Origin of the sequence: Bradyrhizobium sp. SZCCHNS1022 (assembly GCF_032484835.1) — a bacterium.
Classification (GTDB): domain Bacteria; phylum Pseudomonadota; class Alphaproteobacteria; order Rhizobiales; family Xanthobacteraceae; genus Bradyrhizobium.
In genome coordinates this window covers 517100-536177 of the sequence record NZ_JAUETT010000004.1, presented here as the reverse complement: position 1 = coordinate 536177, position 19078 = coordinate 517100, and the positions used below count along the sequence as shown (strand labels likewise).

Below are 19078 nucleotides of genomic sequence, written 5' to 3'. Positions count from 1 at the left end.
CCGATGCAGCGCGCTGAATTGGCTCCGAACGGGAGGGGCGAATTTGGGCGCCGGAACACCAGGACAAGGACCTTGCCTCATGCCGATGATCGATGCCGACGGTTGCCTCCTCAACGTCACGGTCGAGGGCCGCGACGGTGGGCCGACCCTGATGCTGTCGAACTCGCTCGGCTGTACCCTACAAATGTGGGAGCCACAGATGCGCGCCCTCACGCAGGTATTCCGCGTGATCCGCTATGACCGCCGCGGCCACGGCCGATCTAGCGTCCCGCCAAGCCCCTATTCGGTCGAGCGATTCGGCCGTGACGTGCTCGCGATCCTCGACGACCTCAACATCGAGAAGGTGCATTGGTGCGGGTTGTCGATGGGCGGCATGGTCGGGCAATGGCTCGGCGCCAACGCGCCGGAGCGGCTCGGCAAGATCGTGCTCGCCAACACCGCCTGCCATTATCCGGACCCGACCATCTGGGACACCCGCATCAAGGCCGTCAAGGAAGGCGGGCTGGCCGCGGTCGCCGACACCGTGATCGCGGGCTGGCTGACGGAGGAGTTCCGCGGCCGCAATCCCGAAATCGCCCAGCGGATGAAAGCGATGCTGCTGGCCACCCCGGTCGAGGGCTATCTTGCCTCCTGCGAGGCGCTGCGGACGCTCGACCTGCGCGAGGCGTTGCCGAAGATCAAGAGCCCGACGCTGGTGATTGCGGGCCGCTACGACCGCTCGACGCCGATCACGATGGCGGAAGCGATCCGCAGCCAGATCCCAGGTGCCAGCATGACCATCCTCGACGCGGCGCACATCTCGAACATCGAGGCGACGCTCGCCTTCAATGACGCGGTGCTGGGTTTCCTGACGCAACGCTGATCGATCTTTGCCGATCGATCTTCGTCGCGTCTGCCGCAGCCGCGCACGGCCAACGTGAAAGCCTCGCGGCTTCGCCGCCGATCATGGTGCCAGCGCGTGCCCTGACTCCATGCGATTTCGATTCGCCCCTCCAACCAGGGCTATCGCATATGGCGTCAAGCAGGCGCGGGGCCTCATGGTTCGAGACGCGCGGCTTTGCCGTGCCCTCACCATGAGGGTCTACGACTTCGCCGTGGAAAACGTCATCATCCTGAGGAGCCCGCCGCCGGCGGGCGTCTCGAAGGATGGCCGCAAAGAAGACTGCTCGAAGCTATTTCCAACCATATGCGATAGCCCTGCCCCTCCAACGACGGCACGCCGGGCTTGATCAAGGTCAACGGCCACAGCGGGCGGGACTGTTAAGTCTCCGCCGACCCGAGCAAGGCCGTTTGAGAAGGCCATCGAGGCCGCATGTCCGAAGATCGCCGGAATCGAGAGATCTCGCAGAGCGTCACCGAACCGGCGGCGACGGGCTCCGATCCGTCTGCCACGTCCGCACCGCTGGCCAAAGGAACAAAGGCGATCATGTCGCGCGATGCCCTGCAGGCGCTGATCGACGCGCTGGCCTCGGATCACTGCGTGCTGGGGCCGACCGTGCGTGATGGCGCGATCGCCTATGACGAGATCGCCAAGCTCTCACAACTTCCCGCCGGGTGGACCGACCGCCAGGACGCCGGCAAATATCGCCTGGAGCGGCGGACCGATGACGCGCTGTTCGGCTTTGCCGTCGGGCCGCAATCCTGGAAGCGGTTCCTCCATCCGCCGGTCGCGACGCTGTGGACCGCACACCGCGGCGAGGATGGATTTGCAATCGAACCGCCTCCTCCGGCTCCGCGCAAATTCGCCTTCGTCGGCGTCAGGGCCTGCGAAATTCACGCCATCGCCATCCAGGACAAGGTGTTTTCAACTAGCCCTTACGCAGACGTCGGCTATACGTCGCGGCGCCAGGACGCGTTCATCGTCGCGGTGAATTGTGCTGAGGCCGGAGGCACGTGCTTCTGCGCCTCGATGGGCACGGGACCGCAGGTGGAGAGCGGCTTCGATCTCGCGCTGACCGAGTTGCACGACGAACTGCGTCACGATTTCCTAGTCGAGGCCGGCAGCGACCAGGGGGCCGCGCTGCTCGGGCGCCTCCCCCATGGTGCTGCGGATGACGCAGATCTCGCGGCAGCGGCCGCGGTGGTGGCGCGTACGCGAAGCCAGATGGGCCGGACGCTCGACACCGACGGCATCAAGGATCTGCTGCAAGCCAGCCCGAACCATCCACGCTGGGACACGGTCGCCGAGCGATGTCTCACCTGCGGCAACTGCACCATGGTTTGTCCGACCTGCTTCTGCACGACGGTCGAAGACCACAGCGACCTCACCGGCGACACGGCCGAGCGCGTCCGCAAATGGGATTCCTGCTTCACGCTGGATTTCTCCTACCTGCACGGCGGCAGCGTGCGGCGGAGCGGCGGCGCGCGCTATCGGCAATGGATCACCCACAAGCTTGCGAGCTGGATCGACCAGTTCGGCACGTCCGGCTGCGTCGGCTGCGGACGCTGCATCACCTGGTGCCCGGTCGGCATCGACATCACCGAGGAAGCGGCCGCCATCCGTGCCAACCCGACCAGCGGAGAACAGCATGGTGGGACTTGAGCAGATCCTGAAGGAACATGCCTTCTTCGCCGGGTGCCCTGCAGACCAGATCGCGCTGGTGTCCGGCTGCGCCCGCAATCATCGCTTCGACCCTGGCCAATATCTGTTCCACGAAGGCGATGCGGCAGACGAGTTCTTCCTGATCCGACACGGCAAGGTCGCGCTGGAAATTGCTGCACCCGGCCAGCCGCCGATCGTCATGTCGACGCTCGGCGAAGGCGAGATCGTCGGCGCTTCGTGGCTGCTACCGCCCTATCGGTGGACCTTCGATGCCCGCGCTGTCGAGCTGGTGCGTGCAATCGGCATCGACGCAAAATGCCTGCGCGGCAAATGCGATGCCGACCATCATCTGGGCTATGAAATGATGAAGCGCTTTGCTCCCATCCTGGTGCAACGCCTCCACGACACGCGGCTGCAGATCCTCAACGTCTATGGAAAGCGCTGAGATGACCGTGCCGATCGCACCACCCCGGAGCGATCCCTTCGTGCCACAGCTTTATCGCGTCACGCATCTCCGCCGCGAATTGCCGGACGTCGTGACGCTACAGATCGCACCGTCCCAAGGGTCTCGGCCCAGCTACGCGCCGGGCCAGTTCAACATGCTCTATGCGTTTGCCGTCGGCGAAGCCGCGATCAGCATCAGCGGCGACTGCGCGGACACCACAGGCTTCATGCATACGGTGCGGGATGTCGGCGCCGTGAGCCAGGCGATCGCTGCGCTCGAGGTCGGCGCCACGCTTGGCGTTCGTGGCCCGTTCGGCACGGCGTGGCCGGTCACCGAGGCGGAAGGCTCCGACATCCTCATCGTGGCCGGCGGCCTTGGTCTCGCCCCGCTGCGTCCGGCCATCACCCATGTGCTCGCCAATCGCGCTCGTTATGGCCGCGTCGCGATCCTGGTCGGCTGCCGAAACCCTGCGGATATTCTGTTCCGAGACGAGCTCGCGTCATGGCGCCGGCAACTCGACATCAGCGTCGAGGTCACCGTCGATCATGCCGACAAGACCTGGCGCGGCCATGTCGGTGTAGTGCCTGCCCTGATCCCGCGCATTCCGTTCGACCCGCATAACGCCGTCGCGATGGTCTGCGGCCCGGAGATCATGATGCGGTTCACCGCCAATGCGCTGCGCGATGCCGGCGTCGCGTCGGACCGCATCTATCTGTCGATGGAGCGCAACATGAAGTGCGCCATCGGCCTTTGCGGCCACTGCCAGTTCGGACCGGCCTTCATCTGCAAGGACGGTCCCGTGATGCGATTCGACCGGATCGAACGCATCTTCGCTGTCCGGGAGATTTGAGATGGAGCAGGTGATCGACCGAGACAGGCGCCCGCGGCTCGCGGTCTGGAAATTCGCCTCCTGCGACGGTTGCCAGCTGTCGCTGCTGGATTGCGAGGACGAACTCCTGACACTGGCCGGCGCGGTCGAGATCGCCAATTTTCCGGAAGCTTCGAGCGCCGTTCTCGACGGCCCTTACGATCTCTCGCTGGTCGAAGGGTCGATCACCACCGCGCACGACGCGGAACGCATCATGATGGTGAGACAGCAATCCAGGCATCTGGTGACGATCGGCGCCTGTGCTACGGCCGGCGGCATCCAGGCGTTGCGCAATTTCGCCGACGTGAACGATTTCGTCGCCGCGGTCTATGCCTCCCCGCACTACATCTCCACGCTCGCCACTTCGACGCCGATCTCGGCGCATGTCACCGTCGACTACGAACTGCATGGCTGCCCGATCAACAAGCATCAGCTCATCGAGGTGATCTCGGCCTTCCTTGCCGGACGTAAGCCCGCGATCCCCTCCCATAGCGTCTGCATCGAGTGCAAGCAGCGCGGCACGGTCTGCGTGATGGTTCAAGGCCAGCCGTGCCTCGGACCGGTGACCCATGCGGGCTGTGGCGCGATCTGTCCGGCCTACCGGCGCGGCTGCTACGGCTGCTACGGCCCGATGGAGACACCCAACATGGCGGCCTTGGCGCGCGAGTGGCGCGCGCTGGGCGCCAGCGCACGCGATGTCAGCCGCGCCCTGCAGACCTTCAACGCCGCAGCCGAACCGTTCCGAAAGGAAAGCGAGGCCCATGCCGACTAAGTCAATCAAGGTCGACTATCTCGCCCGGGTCGAGGGCGAAGGCGCGCTGGACATCGCGATCGTTGACGGCAAAGTCGCCTCGGCGCAGCTACGCATCTTCGAGCCGCCGCGCTTCTTCGAGGCGTTCCTGCGCGGGCGCGGATACGCCGAGACGCCCGACATCGTCGCGCGGATCTGCGGCATCTGCCCGATCGCCTATCAGATGAGCGTGGTCCATGCGATCGAGAACGCGTTTGGGGCCAAGGTCGAGGGCCAGCTCCGCGCCTTGCGCCGGCTGATCTATTGCGGAGAATGGATCGAGAGCCATGCCCTGCATGTCGTGATGCTGCATGCGCCCGACTTCCTGGGCTTTCCCGACGCGATCCGGATGGCGCAGCAGCATGGCGAGGTGGTCCGCAATGCGCTCACGCTGAAGAAGGCCGGCAACGAGATCATGCGTGTGCTCGGCGGACGCGAGATCCATCCGGTCAATGTCAAGCCCGGCGGCTTCCATCGCGTGCCGAGCCGCGCCGAGTTGCAGCCGCTCGCCGCTCGGCTGGAGAACGCGCGCGACATCGCCGTTCAGCTGGTGCGCTGGGTCGCAACCTTCCCCTTTCCGGATTACGAGCAGGACTACGAATTCGTGGCGCTGCGCCACTCCGACGAATATCCCTTCAACGAAGGGCGGCTCGTCTCCAGCCGCGACATCGATATCGACATCGCCGATTACGAATCGGAGTTCGAGGAGCGGCACGTTCCGCACTCGACCGCGCTGCATGCGCTGTTGAAGCGACGTGGCGCCTATCTGGTCGGCCCGCTCGCCCGCTACGCGCTGAATTTCGACCGCCTGCCATCGGCGGTCCAGACGCTCGCCGAGGAGGTCGGCCTATCTCCGGTGTGCCGGAATCCTTATCAGAGCATTGTGGTGCGGGCGCTCGAAATCCTGTTCGCCTGTGAGGAAGCGCTTCGCATCATCGCAGCCTATGAGCAGCCGGCGGTCGCCGCCGTGCCCCTCGTCCCCCGCGCGGCCACCGGATTCGGCTGCACCGAAGCGCCGCGCGGCATCTGCTGGCATCGCTATGAGTTCGCATCGGACGGAAGCATCGAGCGGGCGCGCATCGTCCCGCCGACCTCGCAGAATCAGCCGAGCATCGAGGCCGATCTCGCCGCCGTTGCAGGTTCGATGCTCGACCAGCCGGACGAGATCATCCGCGCTCGCTGCGAGCAGACCATCCGCAACTACGATCCCTGCATTTCCTGCTCCACGCACTTTGTGAATCTGACGGTCCACCGATCGTGAACGCCTCTATACAACGGCGGATCGCCGTCCTCGGCATCGGCAATATCGACCGCGGCGATGACGCCGTTGGCGTGCGTGTCGCGGAGCGATTGGCGGGACGCCTGCCGCCCGGCGTGGCGCTCGCCGTTTGCCGTGGCGATTTCCTCGGCCTTGTCGCGGATTGGGCGAGTTGCGACGCGCTGATCTGCGTTGACGCCGCCGCCCCGATGGGAGCACCCGGGCGCATCCATCGTGTCGATGCCGCCAAGGACGAGATGCCGCCCCGCCCACGTCTCGCCTCGAGTCATGCCTTCGGTCTGGCCGAGGCGATCGCCCTCGCCCGCCAGTTGGACGGCCTCCCGATATCCACGATCGTCTATGCGGTGGAGGGTCGCTGCTTCGATGCAGGCCGCACGATGACGCCGCAAGTGGCCGCGGCCGTCGAGACCGTCATAGAACGGGTCATGACGGAGATCGGCCGGTTGAATGACATCGAGGCAACAACCGACATCTGAAGCCGCAGCGAGCCCGACCAGCCGCGATCAGGCGGTAGGCGCAGCCGAGTGTCCGGCCCCGTGCGGCGCACCCGCGTCGCTTGCAGTTCGTGCCAGGAGTTGCGTCGGCTGCTCCACCAGCATCACGATCGCGGTGCCAAGCAGCAGCATCAATTCGGTCGCGTGCAGCCGCAGCGCCTCGGCCTCCCCGACCCGGGATGCCACGATCATGCTGAAGAAGCTGACGACGCTGCCGAGGCCGAGCGCAATCCCAAGCGTCTCGTCGGCGGCTCCGGTCCGGCGCGCGGCCGGCAAGCTGATCAGGATCAGGAAGATCGCAAAGAAGCCCGCGACCGTGAGCCGCGCCAGCGCCAGCAGCCAGGCTGCGCGCACCGTGCCGACACCGGCCAGATGCAGGTAGTCGCTGACGAACAGCGCAACCGAGATGTTGGGCCGCTCGAACAGGCCATGAACGGGCGCGACCATGATCCGGAACGCGATGATGCTCCATACTGGGATGAAGTAGGCCGCAAGCAGCGCGCCGCTGAAGGAACTGAGCCGCCAGTTCTTGAACATACTGTTCTCCCGCCGTCCCCCTGCCCGAAAGGCCGTGGTGCCGATCTGACGGAGTTAACGCGCTGAAATTACGGCGGGCAATTTAAACCCTTCGTTTACCTTAACTGCGGCGCCCGGTGCTTTGGTACCTGCCCCCCCCCGGCGCGCGCAGGCTCCTGCCCAAGGCGTCCCCTCACAAGTCATCCTCAAGTCATGCTCAAGACCGCGGGCCAGGCGCCCCAGGGTAAAGGCGCCCCTCTGCCAAGGCAGAAGGCCCCACCGCTGGGCGGGGCCTTCTTGTGAATTCATCGACGCGAACTAGCGCTGCCGACCCGGGTCCTGCTGTTGCTGGCCGGGCTGTTGCCCGCCGCCCTGCTGCTGCTGGCCAGGCTTCTGATTGGGTTTCTGGTTAGGTTTCTGGCTGGGATTCTGGCTCTGTTGGCCGGGATTCTGTTGACCGGGGTTCTGTTGACCGGGGTTCTGGTTCATCTGACTGCTCATCGCAGGATCTCCCTTTGTGAACGTCGCAGCTATCTAATCCAAAACTCCAACTAACGTTGCATGGAACAATCCGTTCCTCCGCGACTATTCACGGCAATTCTGCGGCGAGGCCGTTACAACCGTAGCGGCGCCGCCAAAGAAGGCGGGATAAGCCTGCATTTGCGGCAGCGCACTCTGTTGCCGCCCGCAGTTCCTTGCTGTTAGAACCTCAAGATGCGTCGCTTCGAGGCGCACGCTCCTCGCCGCGTTTGCGAACCACTCTCGGTAGTCAATGGATTACTTCGCGCAGCAGCTCATCAACGGCCTCGTTCTCGGCTCCATCTATGGCCTGATCGCCATCGGCTACACGATGGTCTATGGCATCGTCGGCATGATCAACTTCGCCCATGGCGACATTTTCATGATCGGCGGGTTCATCGCGCTGATCTCGTTCCTGGTCCTGGTCTCGATCGGAATGACCGCGGTTCCGGTGATCCTTCTGATCGTGCTCCTGGTTGCGATGGCAACCACCGCCCTCTACGGCTGGACCGTCGAGCGGATCGCCTACCGGCCGCTGCGACACTCGTTCCGGCTCGCGCCGATGCTGTCGGCGATCGGCATGTCGTTCGTGCTGACGAACTATTCGCAGGTCGCGCAAGGCGCGCGCGTCAAGCCGGTGCCGCCGATCGTCACCGGGGGCTACACCCTGCACGAGAGTTCCGATGGCTTTGTCGTGCAGCTCTCCAACATCCAGATCGTCGTGGTCGTCACGACAATCGTGCTGCTGGCGCTGTTCACCTGGCTGGTGTCGCGCACCCGGCTCGGGCGTGACATGCGCGCCTGCGAGCAGGATCAGACCATGGCCTCGCTGCTCGGCGTCGACGTCGACCGCACCATCTCCATGACCTTCGTGATCGGCGCGGCGCTCGCTGCGGTCGCCGGCATGATGTATCTGCTCTATTACGGCCTGGTCGATTTCTTCATGGGCTTCGTGGCCGGCATCAAGGCGTTCACGGCCGCGGTGCTCGGGGGCATCGGCTCGCTGCCCGGGGCAATGCTTGGCGGCCTTGCGATCGGCCTGATCGAGACCTTCTGGTCGGCTTATTTCTCGGTCGAGTACAAGGACGTCGCGGCGTTCTCGATCCTGATCGTGGTGCTGATCTTCCTGCCGACCGGCCTGCTCGGCCGGCCCGAAGTCGAAAAAGTCTGAACGGGTCCGGCGTGAGCGCACCACATCCCGCATCGTCGAAGACCGCCCAACCGATGGGGGCGGCCGCCATCTTCAAGAAAGCGTTCCTGAGTGCGCTGGTCGCGCTTGGCCTGTTCTCGCTGATGATCGGAGTCAGGACCGAAGCCGGCCCGACCGGGCAGCTCATCTATTGGACTCGTTTCGACGAACTCGCCGAACTCGTTGGCGCAGTCTTCATCGGATCGATCGCGGTCGAACTGTTCCGGCTCTGGCTGGGGCCCCGCGGCGGCGCGGCCGGACTGATCCCGCCCGTGGTCGGGCGCGGCATGGCGGCGGCAGGCCGGTTCGTCGCGCCGGCGCTGCTCGGCATCGCGTTCCTGGTTCCGGTCATCTTCTACAAGCAGCCCTATATTATCGACCAGGCGATCCTGGTCCTGACCTATGTGATGTTGGGCTGGGGGCTGAACATCGTGGTCGGCTTGGCGGGTCTGCTCGACCTCGGCTATGTCGCGTTCTACGCGGTCGGCGCTTACTCCTACGGCCTGCTCTCGACCAGCTTCGGGCTGTCGTTCTGGATCTGCCTGCCGCTGGCCGGCATCCTCGCCGCATTCTGGGGCGTGCTGCTCGGTTTCCCCGTGCTGCGGCTGCGCGGCGACTATCTCGCCATCGTGACGCTGGCCTTTGGCGAAATCATCAGGCTGGTCCTGATCAACTGGCAGGACCTGACCGGCGGCCCCAACGGCATCTCGGGAATCCCGCGCCCCAGCCTGTTCGGCTACACGCTGACCCCCGGTCCGAACGGCCTCGCCTCCGCCTTCGGGATCCCGTTTTCGCCGAGCCAGCGGCTTGGCTTCCTGTTCTACCTGATCCTGGCGCTGGCGCTGCTGACCAACTGGGCCACGATCCGGCTGCGCCGGCTGCCGATCGGACGGGCCTGGGAAGCGTTGCGCGAGGACGAGATCGCCTGCCGCGCGCTCGGCATCAACATCACGACGACCAAACTCACGGCGTTCGCAACCGGGGCGATGTTCGGCGGTTTCGCCGGCGCCTTCTTCGCCACGCGCCAAGGCTTCATCAGCCCCGAATCCTTCTCCTTCCAGGAATCGGCGTTGGTGCTGGCCATCGTAGTGCTCGGCGGCATGGGCTCGCAGCTCGGCGTCGCACTCGCGGCACTCGCGATGATCGGCGGGTTCGAGCTTTTCCGCAGCCTCGAGGTCTACCGCATGCTGGTGTTCGGCATGGCGATGGTGCTGCTGATGATCTGGCGGCCCCGCGGCATCATCGGCCACCGCGCGCCGACCGTCTATCTGCAGAAAGCGCAGGCGATCTCGTCCGACCTCGTGAAGGAGGGCCACGGATGAGGGCCGATGCTGCCGTACCGCCGATCCTCTCCGTCGAAAACCTGACCATGCGGTTTGGCGGCATCGTTGCGGTCAATGACTTGTCGTTCGCGGCCGGGCCGCGGCAGATCACCGCGCTGATCGGCCCCAACGGGGCCGGCAAGACCACGGTCTTCAACTGCATCACCGGCTTCTACAGGCCGACCTCCGGCACGATCCGGCTCACCCATCCCGATGGCGCACAGTTCGAGTTGCAGAAGCTGAACGACTTCAGGATCTCGAAGCTCGCAAAGGTCGCACGCACCTTTCAGAACATCCGCCTGTTCCCCGGCATGACTTTGCTGGAGAACCTCATGGTGGCGCAGCACAACGCCTTGATGCGCGCCTCCGGCTTCACGCTCCTCGGTCTGCTCGGCGTGCCGTCTTATCGCCACGCCGAGCGGCAAGCGATCGACAATGCGATCGTCTGGCTGAAGCGCGTCAACCTGCTCGACCGCGCCGATGACGCCGCCGGCAATCTCGCCTATGGCGACCAGCGCCGGCTCGAGATCGCGCGCGCCATGTGCACGCAGCCGGCGTTGCTCTGCCTGGACGAGCCGGCGGCCGGCCTGAACGCCCGCGAGAGCGGCGCACTGAGCGAATTGCTGCTTTCGATCCGCGCCGATTACGGCACCTCGATCCTGCTGATCGAGCACGACATGAGCGTCGTGATGGAAATCTCCGATCGAGTCATAGTGATGGACTATGGCGTCAAGATCGCGGAGGGCGCGCCAAGCGAGGTTCGCAACGATCCGAAGGTGATCGCGGCCTATCTCGGCAGCGACGAAGAAGAGGCCATTGCCGTGATGGAGGCTCAGGCGTGAGCGCCCCCCTCCTCGCGATCCGCAATCTCCGCGCGGCCTATGGCAAGATCGAAGCGCTCAAGGGCGTCGATCTCGACATCAAGGCGGGCGAGATCGTTGCGCTGATCGGCGCCAACGGCGCCGGCAAGTCGACCTTGATGATGACGATCTTCGGCCGGCCCCGCGCGAGTTCCGGCCACATCCTGTTTGACGGAGCCGACATCACGCAGGTGCCGACCCATCAGATCGCCCGGCTCAGAATCTCGCAATCGCCGGAAGGGCGGCGCATCTTCCCGCGCATGAGCGTGGCGGAAAACCTTCAGATGGGCGCCGACGCCACCGAGACCAGCGAGGCCGAGCGCGCGAACAGTCTCGATCGCGTGTTCGCCCTGTTCCCCCGGCTGAAGGAGCGGATGGACCAGCGGGGCGGCACCCTGTCCGGCGGCGAGCAGCAGATGCTGGCGATCGGGCGCGCCCTGATGAGCCGCCCGCGCCTGCTACTTTTGGATGAGCCCTCGCTTGGCCTCGCCCCCCTCATCGCGCGGCAAATTTTCGACGCCATCCGTACGCTCAACCGGCAGGACGGGTTGACCGTGCTGATCGTCGAACAGAACGCCAACCATGCGCTCAAACTCGCGCATCGCGGCTATGTGCTGGTCAACGGCCTGATCACATTGGCCGGCTCGGGCGCTGAGTTGCTGCAGCGGCCGGAGATCCGCGCCGCCTATCTCGAGGGCGGGCGCCACGCCTAGCTGCCGGTTTTAGATTCGTTCCGAGCACCATCTGCCCGAATTTTGCCGGTGACTTCGCGATAAAATCAGCCACAATGCGGCCGGTCTTACCACCCGGCCGTCCCGGGACGTCCGTATTGATCATTCGAGGATTTCTCATGAAACCACTCAAACTCTTCGGCTTGGCTCTGGGCGCAACGCTCGCGCTCTCGACGGCAGCGCTAGCGGATGACCTCACCGTTGCGGTGGCCGGTCCCATGACCGGCGGCGAATCCGCCTTCGGACGGCAGATGAAGAACGGCGCGGAGATGGCGGTGGCCGACCTCAACGCCGCAGGCGGCCTGCTCGGCAAGAAGCTCACGCTCGACGTCGAGGACGATGCTTGCGATCCTAAGCAGGCGCGCTCGGTCGCCGAGAAGATTGCCGGTGCCGGCATTCCGTTCGTCGCGGGCCACTACTGTTCGTCGTCGTCGATCCCGGCGTCCGAGGCCTACGCCGATGGCAATGTGTTGCAGATCACGCCAGCCTCGACCAACCCGACCTTCACCGAGCGCAAGCTGTGGAACGTCGCTCGCGTCTGCGGCCGTGACGACCAGCAGGGTGCGGTCGCCGCCGCCTACATCGCGAAGACCTTCAAGGGCAAAAACATCGCGATCCTCAACGACAAGACCACCTACGGCAAGGGTCTGGCCGACGAGACCAAGAAGGCGCTCAACAAGGCAGGCGTGACCGAGAAGCTGTATGAGTCCTACAACAAGGGCGACAAGGACTTCAACGCGATCGTCTCGCGCCTGAAGCGCGAGAACATCGATCTCGTCTATGTCGGCGGCTACCATCAGGAAGCCGGCCTAATCCTGCGTCAGATGCGCGACCAGGGCCTGAAGACGATCCTGATGGCGGGCGACGCGATGGCGGACAAGGAATACGCCTCGATCACCGGGCCGGCCGCGGAAGGCACCCTCTTCACCTTCGGTCCGGATCCGCGCAAGAAGCCGACCGCGGCGGCCATCGTGGACAAGTTCAAGGCCAAGAACATCGATCCCGAAGGCTATACGCTCTACACCTACGCGGCGATGCAGGTGTGGTCGCAAGCGGCGAAGAAGGCCGGCACCACCGACCCCAAGAAGGTGATGGACGCCATCAAGGCGGGCTCGTGGGATACCGTGATCGGCAAGCTCGAATACGACTCCAAGGGCGACATCAAGCAGCTCGACTACGTCGTCTACAAGTGGGATGCGAACGGCAACTATGCCGAGATCAACCCGAAGGGGTCCTGATCGAAGTCCGACACGAATAGCGAACTACGAACGCCCCGGTCCGCCGGGGCGTTTTTCTTTTGCGGGTCAGGCCGAGGCGGCCACCGCCGTCCGTGCGGCGGCGACGGCGCGCATCAGCTCGGCCGGTCGAAACGGCTTTTGCAGATAGACGACGCGTCTCAGCTCGTCCGAAGGCGCAACCCCATCGAAGGCGGTCATGCCGGAGACCGCAACGACGGGCAGGTCCGGAATCGTCTCGCGCATCGCCGCGACCAAATCGAGACCGTTGGAGTCGCCCAGAAAGACGTCGACGATCGCAGCATCGCACGGCGTATCCTTCAACGCTTGAAGCCCGGCGGCCGCACTCGCGGCCTCTGCGACATCGAAATGATTGACGCGCAGCACCATGCAGATCATCGCGCGAACATCCTTCTGATCGTCGACAACGAGAATGCGCGGCATGAACGGCTCCAGCGTTTGTGGGTTCGACTAAGACCAGGAACGGAACCCAGATACAACCATGGGTATGTGTATGGGATCCGCGGTAAAGGTGCAGTTACCTCATCAATCGGCACTTACATATGACAAATTATCGATCGGTAAAATGTGACCTCAATCGATCCAGACCCGCTTACCTCGCCGTCCTCAACCTCACGGTGAAGGCACATGGCGAAGGGAAAATATCCCGATCGCAGGCGTGGGCTGGCATGGGGATCCAGGGCGCGCTCGAACGTTGAGGCGCAGCGCGTGTTGCGCTACGAGCTGGCTGACACGATGCAGCCGAGAGACCGTCACGTGAAGAACCTCCTCACCGATGTCAAAGGTGTGCATGTCGGCAATGCCGACGATCCCAAGCTCGCCTCCGGGGTGACCGTGATCCTGTTCGACACCCCGGCGGTCGCGGCGATCGACATTCGCGGCGGCGGTCCGGGTTTGCGCGACGACGCCCTGCTCGATCCCGTCAATACCGTCGACCGGATCGACGCGATCGCACTGTCCGGCGGCTCAGGCTTCGGCCTGGATGCCGGCGGCGGTGTACAAGCCTGGCTCGCGGAACAGGGCCGCGGCTTTGCGGTGCATGACGCGCTGATCCCGATCGTACCCGGGGCGGTCATCTTCGATCTGCTGAACGGCGGCGACAAGTCCTGGGGTCGCTTTGCACCTTATCGTGATCTCGGCTACGCGGCGGCCGCAGCTGCGGGCACCGATTTCAAACTCGGCAGCGTCGGAGCAGGCCTGGGAGCCACCACCGCCAATTTCCAGGGCGGGCTCGGCTCGGCCTCGGCGATGACGTCAGGCGGAATCACGGTCGCCGCGCTTGCCGTGGTCAATGCGGTCGGCAGCGTCACGATCGGCAACGGGCCGTGGTTCTGGGCAGCCCCATTTGAAGTGAACGGCGAGTTCGGCGGACGCGGCCAGCCCGCCTCGTTCACGCCGGACATGCTCGCGATGCGCATCAAGGGAGGTCCGGCGGCAACGGCGGCAGAAAACACCACGGTCTCAGCGGTGGTAACGGACGCGATCCTGACCAAGGCGCAAGCGAAACGGCTCGCCATGATCGCGCAGACCGGCATGGCGCGAGCGATCTATCCGGTGCATCTGCCGCTCGACGGCGATGTGGTGTTCGCGGCCGCCACCTGCGAGAAGCCGATCGAACCGCTGGTCGAACTGAGCGAACTCGGCATGGTCGCCGCCAACGTGCTGGCGCGGGCGATCGCGCGTGGCGTCTATCACGCGACGGCCCTGCCCTTTGCCGGCGCGCTGCCGGCCTGGCAGGACCGGTACGGAAGCTAGGCGCTGACGGCGGAGGCGGACGAAGCCGAATTTGACAGCGCGTTCGACTCGCGCTGGATCAGCTTCTCGATCAAATTGTAGGACGAACTCGCAGAGCTCGCGCTGGCCGACGCCGCCGGTGAGGTCATGGTCACCTTGGAGCCGTCCGCATAGGTGATGGTGGTCGTGGTCGAGCCGTCGCTATTGTTGCTCGAACTACTCGAGGCACCCGATAGCGCCTGCATCAGGGCATCGCTGCTCGCGTTCATCCCGTTCGAACCGCTGCCGTCGTTGGCGCTGGCGGCCTGATTATGGCGACCGGAATGCCCGCCCTTCAGCGCGGATTTCAGCTCATCGAAGCTGACATTGCCGTCGCCGTTGCTGTCGAGCTTGCCGAACACGCTGTCGGCATTGGCGACATTGGTGCCGCCGGCGCCGAGTGCGCTTTCGAATTCCGACTTGCTGATCTGGCCGTTGCCGTTGCCGTCGAGCTGCGAGAACAGGTCCTGCAGCGGGTCCTTGAACGAGGTGGAGCCCGATGACGCGCTCGTCCCCGACTGGCTCTGCGCCGCGATCAGGGCGCTCATGGTCTCCGAGGAGATCTGCGCCGAGCCGCCGCTCGTGCTCGGCTGCCAGGGCGTGAAGTTTGCCGACGAGTTCGTCGAGCCTGACCCGCCGAGAAAATCGAACAGACCCGAGCCGGAGCCGTTCGATTGGCTCGCGCCGGATCTTGATGACCCCAGCGACTGCAGGCCTTCCAGGATCGACGAGGCGGCCCCAAGCGCAAACCACATGGCAGGACTCCGAAAGAGCGCCCCGGCAAGCGAGGCGAAACCTTATGCGATGCCCTCCTCGCAAGCACCGTGCCAATCGCAACGCGCTGATATGTCCAGCTTTTTCCGATCGCTCCCGCGATGACCCAGGCATTTCATGCCGCAAGCAGGTCAATTTTGCCGGCCTTACGTTGCCGGAATTGCGTCTGCATGTTAGGGCGCTCTGAATGTCAGTCCGCCGGGAGACAACGCCATGACTCAAGCCTTCACGCCGCGTCCACTCGTCATCGCGCCCTCGATCCTGGCTTCCGATTTTTCCAGGCTCGGCGAGGAAGTTCGCGCAGTCGATAGTGCCGGCGCCGACTGGATCCATCTCGACGTGATGGATGGGCATTTCGTTCCGAACATTTCCTACGGCCCCGACGTCATCAAGGCGCTGCGCCCGCACACCAAGAAGGTATTCGATGCCCATCTGATGATCGCGCCCTGCGATCCCTATCTCGAGGCGTTCGCCAAGGCCGGCTGCGACCACATCACCATCCATGCCGAGGCCGGCCCGCATTTGCATCGCTCGCTGCAGGCGATCCGCGCGCTCGGCAAGAAGGCCGGCGTCTCGCTCAATCCCGCGACGCCGCTCAACGCGATCGAATATGTGCTCGACATGATCGACCTCGTGTTGATCATGTCGGTCAATCCGGGCTTCGGCGGCCAGGCCTTCATCCCCTCCGCGCTCGGCAAGATCCAGGACCTGCGCGCCATGGTCGCGGGCCGGCCCATCGATATCGAGGTCGATGGCGGCGTCGGGCCCGAGGTCGCCGGACAACTGGCTGCAGCCGGCGCCAACGCCTTTGTCGCGGGCTCTGCCGTATTCAAGGGCGGCACGATGGAATCCTATCGCGGCAACATCTCCGCCATCCGCAGCGCCGCTGCGCTCGCGCGTGGCGAAGCCATCTGAGCTCGGACCGCCGATGCTGCAGATCACGCCCCAGCCCTTGACCAAGGCGGGCTTTGCGCGCTTCGGCGATGTCGTCGAGATCGACGGCGCCGAACCGATCGAAATCAACCAGGGTTTTGCGCGGCGCTTCAATGGTCTTGCCGGTATCGACGTGACCAGCGGCGGCGCCTCGGTCAATATCAGCCTGTTCGAGGCAAGGCCGCGCCCGCTGCCGATCGAAATCAAGCTGATGGAGCGGCACCCGCTGGGCAGCCAATTGTTCATGCCGCTGCAGGACAGGCCCTGGCTGGTACTGGTCTGCGACGACCCGCGCGATCCCTCAAGCTATCGCGCCTTTACCGCGAGCGGTCGGCAAGGCGTGAACTACGCGCGAAATATCTGGCATCATCCACTTTTGGTGCTCGGGGAAGGAGAGCGCTTCCTGGTCGCCGACCGCCTCGGTGCTGACAATCTCGAGGAAGTATGGCTGGATCGGCCGCTGTCGCTGACGCCGGCATGACGGCGCGCGCAGACTGATACTGCCGGCCTTTATTGCCGGCTTGGAGCAAGACGATGGACGAACCCTATTTCATTCCCCGCGGCGGGCATCCGCCGCAGACTGACCTTCTGACGGGGCGTGCCGTCTTCACCGAGGCCTATGCGGTCATCCCCAAGGGCGTGATGCGCGACATCGTCACCTCGGCGCTGCCGTTCTGGGACAAGACCCGGGTCTGGGTGATCGCGCGTCCCCTCTCCGGCTTCGCCGAGACCTTCTCGCAATACATCGTGGAGGTCGCGCCCGGTGGCGGCAGCGACAAGCCGGAACCGGATCCTGAAGCCGAAGGCGTATTGTTCGTGGTCGGCGGCGAGGTCACGCTGACGCTGGCCGGCACCGAGCACCGGCTGCGCCACGGCGGCTACGCCTTCCTGCCCCCGGCGTGCCAATGGACACTCCGCAACGCCGGCACGGGACCTGCGACCTTCCACTGGATCCGCAAGGCCTATCAGGCGGTGCCAGGCATTCCCGCACCCGACGCTTTCGTCACCAACGAGGCCGAGATCTCACCCGCTCCGATGCCGGAAACACAGGGGCGCTGGGCGACGACGCGCTTCGTCGATCCGCTCGACGTGCGTTACGACATGCATGTCAACATCGTCACCTTCGAGCCGGGCGCAGTGATCCCGTTCCTGGAGACGCATGTGATGGAGCATGGACTCTACGTGCTCGAGGGCAAGGCGGTCTACAAGCTGAACCGCGACTGGGTCGAGGTCGAGGCCGGCGACTTCATGTGGCTGCGCGCCTTCTGCCCGCAGGCCTGCTACGCTGGCGGCCCCGGCCGCTTCCGCTACCTGCTCTACAAGGACGCCAACCGCCACATGCCGCTGCGGCCGTTCCGGTAAGCGGCAGGTCGTCCCGCAACGATCAAGTCACGTATCTCACGTGGCTTGATACTCGACCTCATCCGAGCTGCCGCGATCGAGCACCTTGACCGCCTTGGCGTGGTCGAGATCGTTTTCCCAGGCCGCAACCACGACCGTGGCGACGCAATTGCCGATCAGGTTGCCGACGGCGCGGGCGATGCCGACGAACCAGTCGACCGAGAGCACCAGCACAAGGCCGATCGCCGGGATCGCCGGCACCGCCCCCAAGGTCGCAGCCAGGATCACGATCGCCGAGCCCGGCACACCATGCGCGCCCTTCGAGGTGATCAGAGAGACTCCGAGCACCAGCAGGAGTTCGCTGACCGACAGCGGCGTGTTGGTGGCTTGCGCGATGAACACGACTGCAAGCGTCAGGTAGATCGAGAACGCATCGAGGTTGAAGGAATAGCCGGTCGGGATGACGAGGCCGACCACCTCTTCCTTGACGCCCATCGCCTCGAGCTTGCGCATGATCTGCGGCAGCACGGCATCGGACGAGGCCGTGGCCAGCACGATCATCAGCTCTTCCTTCAGATAGCGCAGGAGCTTGAACAGGCTCAGGCCGGCCAGCCGCATCACGATGCCGAGCGCGACGACGACGAATAGCGCGACCGAGACATAGAACAGCAGGACCAGCGTCAACAGCTGCTGCAGCGAGCCGATGCCGTATTTGCCGACCGTGAAACCGATCGCGCCGAGCACGCCGAGCGGCGCCACGCGCACGATCAGGCCCATGGCGCGAAACAGCACCTTGGCGGTGGCGTCGACGAAGGTCACGACCGGCTTGGCCGGCTCGCCGACCAGCGCCAGGCTGACGCCGAAGATCACCGCGAAGAACAGCACCTGCAGCACGTCATTGCGCGAGAAGGCGTCGAACGCAGTCGAGGGGATGATGTTGAGGATGAAGCCGCCGAGCCCGCCGCCCTGCAGCTTGTGCGCATTGTCCGCGAAGCTCGCGAGGGCCTTCGGATCGAGCTTGGCGACATCGATGTTCATGCCATGGCCGGGGCCGAAGACCAGCGCGAGGATCAGGCCGAAGGCGAGCGCAACGGTGGTCATGCCCTCGAAATAAACCAGCGCCTTGATCCCGACCCGGCCGACTTTCCGCAAGTCCCCGGCGCTGGCAATACCGTGCACGACCACGCAGAACACGATCGGCGCCACCACCATCGAGATCAGCTTGAGGAAGGCGTCGCTGAAGAATTTCAGCGCCTGGCCCGTTTCCGGCGAGACGAAGCCGATCAGGATGCCCAGGATCAGCGCCACCACGACCTGGACGAACAGCGACCCGAACAGGCTGCCGCCGCCGCGCGATGTCCTGACTACCCCCGCATCCGTTGCCGTCATAAGAAGCTCCTATCCTACGCCGCCGCGCCGGTATTGGCGACGACTGAGCCGGGCACT

Annotated in this window: 21 protein-coding genes; 16 read left to right on the top strand and 5 right to left on the bottom strand. The window is 64.8% G+C overall.

Translation table 11 applies throughout. The annotated features are described in order from the left end of the window. The first annotated feature begins 79 nt into the window (after window positions 1-79). The 7 genes from pcaD to QX071_RS25270 all read left to right on the top strand — a co-directional run bounded on the left by pcaD (window position 80) and on the right by QX071_RS25270 (window position 6400). Window positions 80-862: a 3-oxoadipate enol-lactonase gene (gene pcaD / locus QX071_RS25300; RefSeq protein WP_315705999.1), complete on the top strand. Its 783-nt coding sequence runs from the start codon at window positions 80-82 to the stop codon at window positions 860-862. A 450-nt stretch (window positions 863-1312) separates the two neighbouring features. Further along, window positions 1313-2542: a 4Fe-4S dicluster domain-containing protein gene (locus QX071_RS25295; protein ID WP_315706000.1), complete on the top strand. Its 1230-nt coding sequence runs from the start codon at window positions 1313-1315 to the stop codon at window positions 2540-2542. Continuing rightward, window positions 2529-2987 (top strand): cyclic nucleotide-binding domain-containing protein, encoded by a 459-nt coding sequence (locus QX071_RS25290; RefSeq protein WP_315706001.1) that lies wholly within the window; start codon window positions 2529-2531, stop codon window positions 2985-2987. The genes QX071_RS25295 and QX071_RS25290 overlap by 14 nt, the downstream gene beginning before the upstream one ends. A 1-nt stretch (window position 2988) precedes the next feature. After that, window positions 2989-3837 (top strand): FAD/NAD(P)-binding protein, encoded by an 849-nt coding sequence (locus QX071_RS25285; RefSeq protein ID WP_315706002.1) that lies wholly within the window; start codon window positions 2989-2991, stop codon window positions 3835-3837. Between the two features lies 1 nt (window position 3838). Beyond that, on the top strand, window positions 3839-4627 hold the full coding sequence (locus QX071_RS25280) for an oxidoreductase (protein WP_315706003.1): 789 nt from the start codon (window positions 3839-3841) through the stop codon (window positions 4625-4627). Continuing rightward, window positions 4617-5906, top strand: a complete 1290-nt coding sequence (locus QX071_RS25275; protein ID WP_315706004.1) for a Ni/Fe hydrogenase subunit alpha — start codon at window positions 4617-4619, stop codon at window positions 5904-5906. The genes QX071_RS25280 and QX071_RS25275 overlap by 11 nt, the downstream gene beginning before the upstream one ends. Further along, window positions 5903-6400, top strand: coding sequence for a hydrogenase maturation protease (locus QX071_RS25270; protein WP_315706005.1), 498 nt, complete (start codon window positions 5903-5905; stop codon window positions 6398-6400). Before QX071_RS25275 ends, QX071_RS25270 begins: the two co-directional genes overlap by 4 nt. Before the next feature lie 27 nt (window positions 6401-6427). On the opposite strand, the gene QX071_RS25265 is transcribed toward QX071_RS25270, so the two are convergent. Together QX071_RS25265 and QX071_RS25260 are read right to left on the bottom strand one after the other, a co-directional pair. Continuing rightward, window positions 6428-6955 carry a hypothetical protein gene (locus tag QX071_RS25265; protein ID WP_315706006.1) on the bottom strand — a complete coding sequence of 176 codons (528 nt, stop codon included), beginning with the start codon at window positions 6953-6955 and terminating at the stop codon, window positions 6428-6430. Window positions 6956-7252: 297 nt separating this feature from the next. Further along, window positions 7253-7435: a hypothetical protein gene (locus QX071_RS25260; RefSeq protein WP_315706007.1), complete on the bottom strand. Its 183-nt coding sequence runs from the start codon at window positions 7433-7435 to the stop codon at window positions 7253-7255. A 271-nt stretch (window positions 7436-7706) separates the two neighbouring features. Here QX071_RS25260 and QX071_RS25255 point away from each other — a divergent pair, with 271 nt between their 5' ends. From QX071_RS25255 to QX071_RS25235, 5 genes are all read left to right on the top strand, one after another. Beyond that, complete coding sequence (locus QX071_RS25255) at window positions 7707-8624, top strand: ABC transporter permease subunit (protein ID WP_315706008.1); 918 nt, start codon at window positions 7707-7709, stop codon at window positions 8622-8624. Between the two features lie 53 nt (window positions 8625-8677). Then, window positions 8678-9964, top strand: coding sequence for a high-affinity branched-chain amino acid ABC transporter permease LivM (gene livM / locus QX071_RS25250; protein WP_315706337.1), 1287 nt, complete (start codon window positions 8678-8680; stop codon window positions 9962-9964). Then, a complete protein-coding gene (locus QX071_RS25245; RefSeq protein ID WP_315706009.1) occupies window positions 9961-10806 on the top strand; it encodes an ABC transporter ATP-binding protein in 846 nt (281 codons plus the stop codon). The genes livM and QX071_RS25245 overlap by 4 nt, the downstream gene beginning before the upstream one ends. Further along, window positions 10803-11537, top strand: coding sequence for an ABC transporter ATP-binding protein (locus QX071_RS25240; RefSeq protein WP_315706010.1), 735 nt, complete (start codon window positions 10803-10805; stop codon window positions 11535-11537). Before QX071_RS25245 ends, QX071_RS25240 begins: the two co-directional genes overlap by 4 nt. Window positions 11538-11674: 137 nt before the next feature. After that, window positions 11675-12793: a branched-chain amino acid ABC transporter substrate-binding protein gene (locus tag QX071_RS25235; RefSeq protein ID WP_315706011.1), complete on the top strand. Its 1119-nt coding sequence runs from the start codon at window positions 11675-11677 to the stop codon at window positions 12791-12793. 66 nt (window positions 12794-12859) lie between these two features. On the opposite strand, the gene QX071_RS25230 is transcribed toward QX071_RS25235, so the two are convergent. Then, a complete protein-coding gene (locus QX071_RS25230; RefSeq protein ID WP_315706012.1) occupies window positions 12860-13234 on the bottom strand; it encodes a response regulator in 375 nt (124 codons plus the stop codon). A 333-nt stretch (window positions 13235-13567) separates the two neighbouring features. On the opposite strand from QX071_RS25230, the gene QX071_RS25225 reads away from it, so the two are divergent. Beyond that, a complete protein-coding gene (locus QX071_RS25225; protein ID WP_315706338.1) occupies window positions 13568-14566 on the top strand; it encodes a P1 family peptidase in 999 nt (332 codons plus the stop codon). Here the strand turns inward: QX071_RS25225 and QX071_RS25220 are convergent. Then, complete coding sequence (locus QX071_RS25220; RefSeq protein ID WP_315706013.1) at window positions 14563-15339, bottom strand: EF-hand domain-containing protein; 777 nt, start codon at window positions 15337-15339, stop codon at window positions 14563-14565. The genes QX071_RS25225 and QX071_RS25220 overlap by 4 nt on opposite strands. A gap of 232 nt (window positions 15340-15571) precedes the next feature. Between QX071_RS25220 and rpe the strand changes: the two genes are divergently transcribed. The 3 genes from rpe to QX071_RS25205 are packed head-to-tail and all read left to right on the top strand — an operon-like array spanning window position 15572 to window position 17653. Continuing rightward, window positions 15572-16273, top strand: a complete 702-nt coding sequence (gene rpe / locus QX071_RS25215) for a ribulose-phosphate 3-epimerase (RefSeq protein WP_315706014.1) — start codon at window positions 15572-15574, stop codon at window positions 16271-16273. 13 nt (window positions 16274-16286) lie between these two features. Next, window positions 16287-16772, top strand: coding sequence for an ureidoglycolate lyase (locus tag QX071_RS25210; RefSeq protein WP_315706339.1), 486 nt, complete (start codon window positions 16287-16289; stop codon window positions 16770-16772). A 53-nt stretch (window positions 16773-16825) separates the two neighbouring features. After that, window positions 16826-17653, top strand: coding sequence for a bifunctional allantoicase/(S)-ureidoglycine aminohydrolase (locus QX071_RS25205; RefSeq protein ID WP_315706015.1), 828 nt, complete (start codon window positions 16826-16828; stop codon window positions 17651-17653). A gap of 36 nt (window positions 17654-17689) precedes the next feature. Here QX071_RS25205 and dctA read toward each other — a convergent pair whose 3' ends face one another. After that, entirely contained in the window at window positions 17690-19021 is a 1332-nt protein-coding gene (gene dctA, locus QX071_RS25200; protein WP_315706016.1) for a C4-dicarboxylate transporter DctA, read from the bottom strand. Window positions 19022-19078: the final 57 nt, after the last annotated feature.

What these genes read in the sequence shown, in the direction of transcription:
- QX071_RS25220 (WP_315706013.1), bottom strand. Translation starts at nt 15,339, where the DNA reads ATGTGGTTTGCGCTTGGGGCCGCCTCGTCGATCCTGGAAGGCCTGCAG.
- QX071_RS25285 (WP_315706002.1), top strand. Translation starts at nt 2,989, where the DNA reads ATGACCGTGCCGATCGCACCACCCCGGAGCGATCCCTTCGTGCCACAG.
- QX071_RS25295 (WP_315706000.1), top strand. Translation starts at nt 1,313, where the DNA reads ATGTCCGAAGATCGCCGGAATCGAGAGATCTCGCAGAGCGTCACCGAA.
- QX071_RS25205 (WP_315706015.1), top strand. Translation starts at nt 16,826, where the DNA reads ATGGACGAACCCTATTTCATTCCCCGCGGCGGGCATCCGCCGCAGACT.
- livM (WP_315706337.1), top strand. Translation starts at nt 8,678, where the DNA reads ATGGGGGCGGCCGCCATCTTCAAGAAAGCGTTCCTGAGTGCGCTGGTC.
- QX071_RS25290 (WP_315706001.1), top strand. Translation starts at nt 2,529, where the DNA reads ATGGTGGGACTTGAGCAGATCCTGAAGGAACATGCCTTCTTCGCCGGG.
- QX071_RS25275 (WP_315706004.1), top strand. Translation starts at nt 4,617, where the DNA reads ATGCCGACTAAGTCAATCAAGGTCGACTATCTCGCCCGGGTCGAGGGC.
- QX071_RS25210 (WP_315706339.1), top strand. Translation starts at nt 16,287, where the DNA reads ATGCTGCAGATCACGCCCCAGCCCTTGACCAAGGCGGGCTTTGCGCGC.
- QX071_RS25280 (WP_315706003.1), top strand. Translation starts at nt 3,839, where the DNA reads ATGGAGCAGGTGATCGACCGAGACAGGCGCCCGCGGCTCGCGGTCTGG.
- dctA (WP_315706016.1), bottom strand. Translation starts at nt 19,021, where the DNA reads ATGACGGCAACGGATGCGGGGGTAGTCAGGACATCGCGCGGCGGCGGC.
- QX071_RS25255 (WP_315706008.1), top strand. Translation starts at nt 7,707, where the DNA reads ATGGATTACTTCGCGCAGCAGCTCATCAACGGCCTCGTTCTCGGCTCC.
- QX071_RS25230 (WP_315706012.1), bottom strand. Translation starts at nt 13,234, where the DNA reads ATGCCGCGCATTCTCGTTGTCGACGATCAGAAGGATGTTCGCGCGATG.
- rpe (WP_315706014.1), top strand. Translation starts at nt 15,572, where the DNA reads ATGACTCAAGCCTTCACGCCGCGTCCACTCGTCATCGCGCCCTCGATC.
- QX071_RS25235 (WP_315706011.1), top strand. Translation starts at nt 11,675, where the DNA reads ATGAAACCACTCAAACTCTTCGGCTTGGCTCTGGGCGCAACGCTCGCG.
- QX071_RS25260 (WP_315706007.1), bottom strand. Translation starts at nt 7,435, where the DNA reads ATGAGCAGTCAGATGAACCAGAACCCCGGTCAACAGAACCCCGGTCAA.
- QX071_RS25265 (WP_315706006.1), bottom strand. Translation starts at nt 6,955, where the DNA reads ATGTTCAAGAACTGGCGGCTCAGTTCCTTCAGCGGCGCGCTGCTTGCG.
- pcaD (WP_315705999.1), top strand. Translation starts at nt 80, where the DNA reads ATGCCGATGATCGATGCCGACGGTTGCCTCCTCAACGTCACGGTCGAG.
- QX071_RS25245 (WP_315706009.1), top strand. Translation starts at nt 9,961, where the DNA reads ATGAGGGCCGATGCTGCCGTACCGCCGATCCTCTCCGTCGAAAACCTG.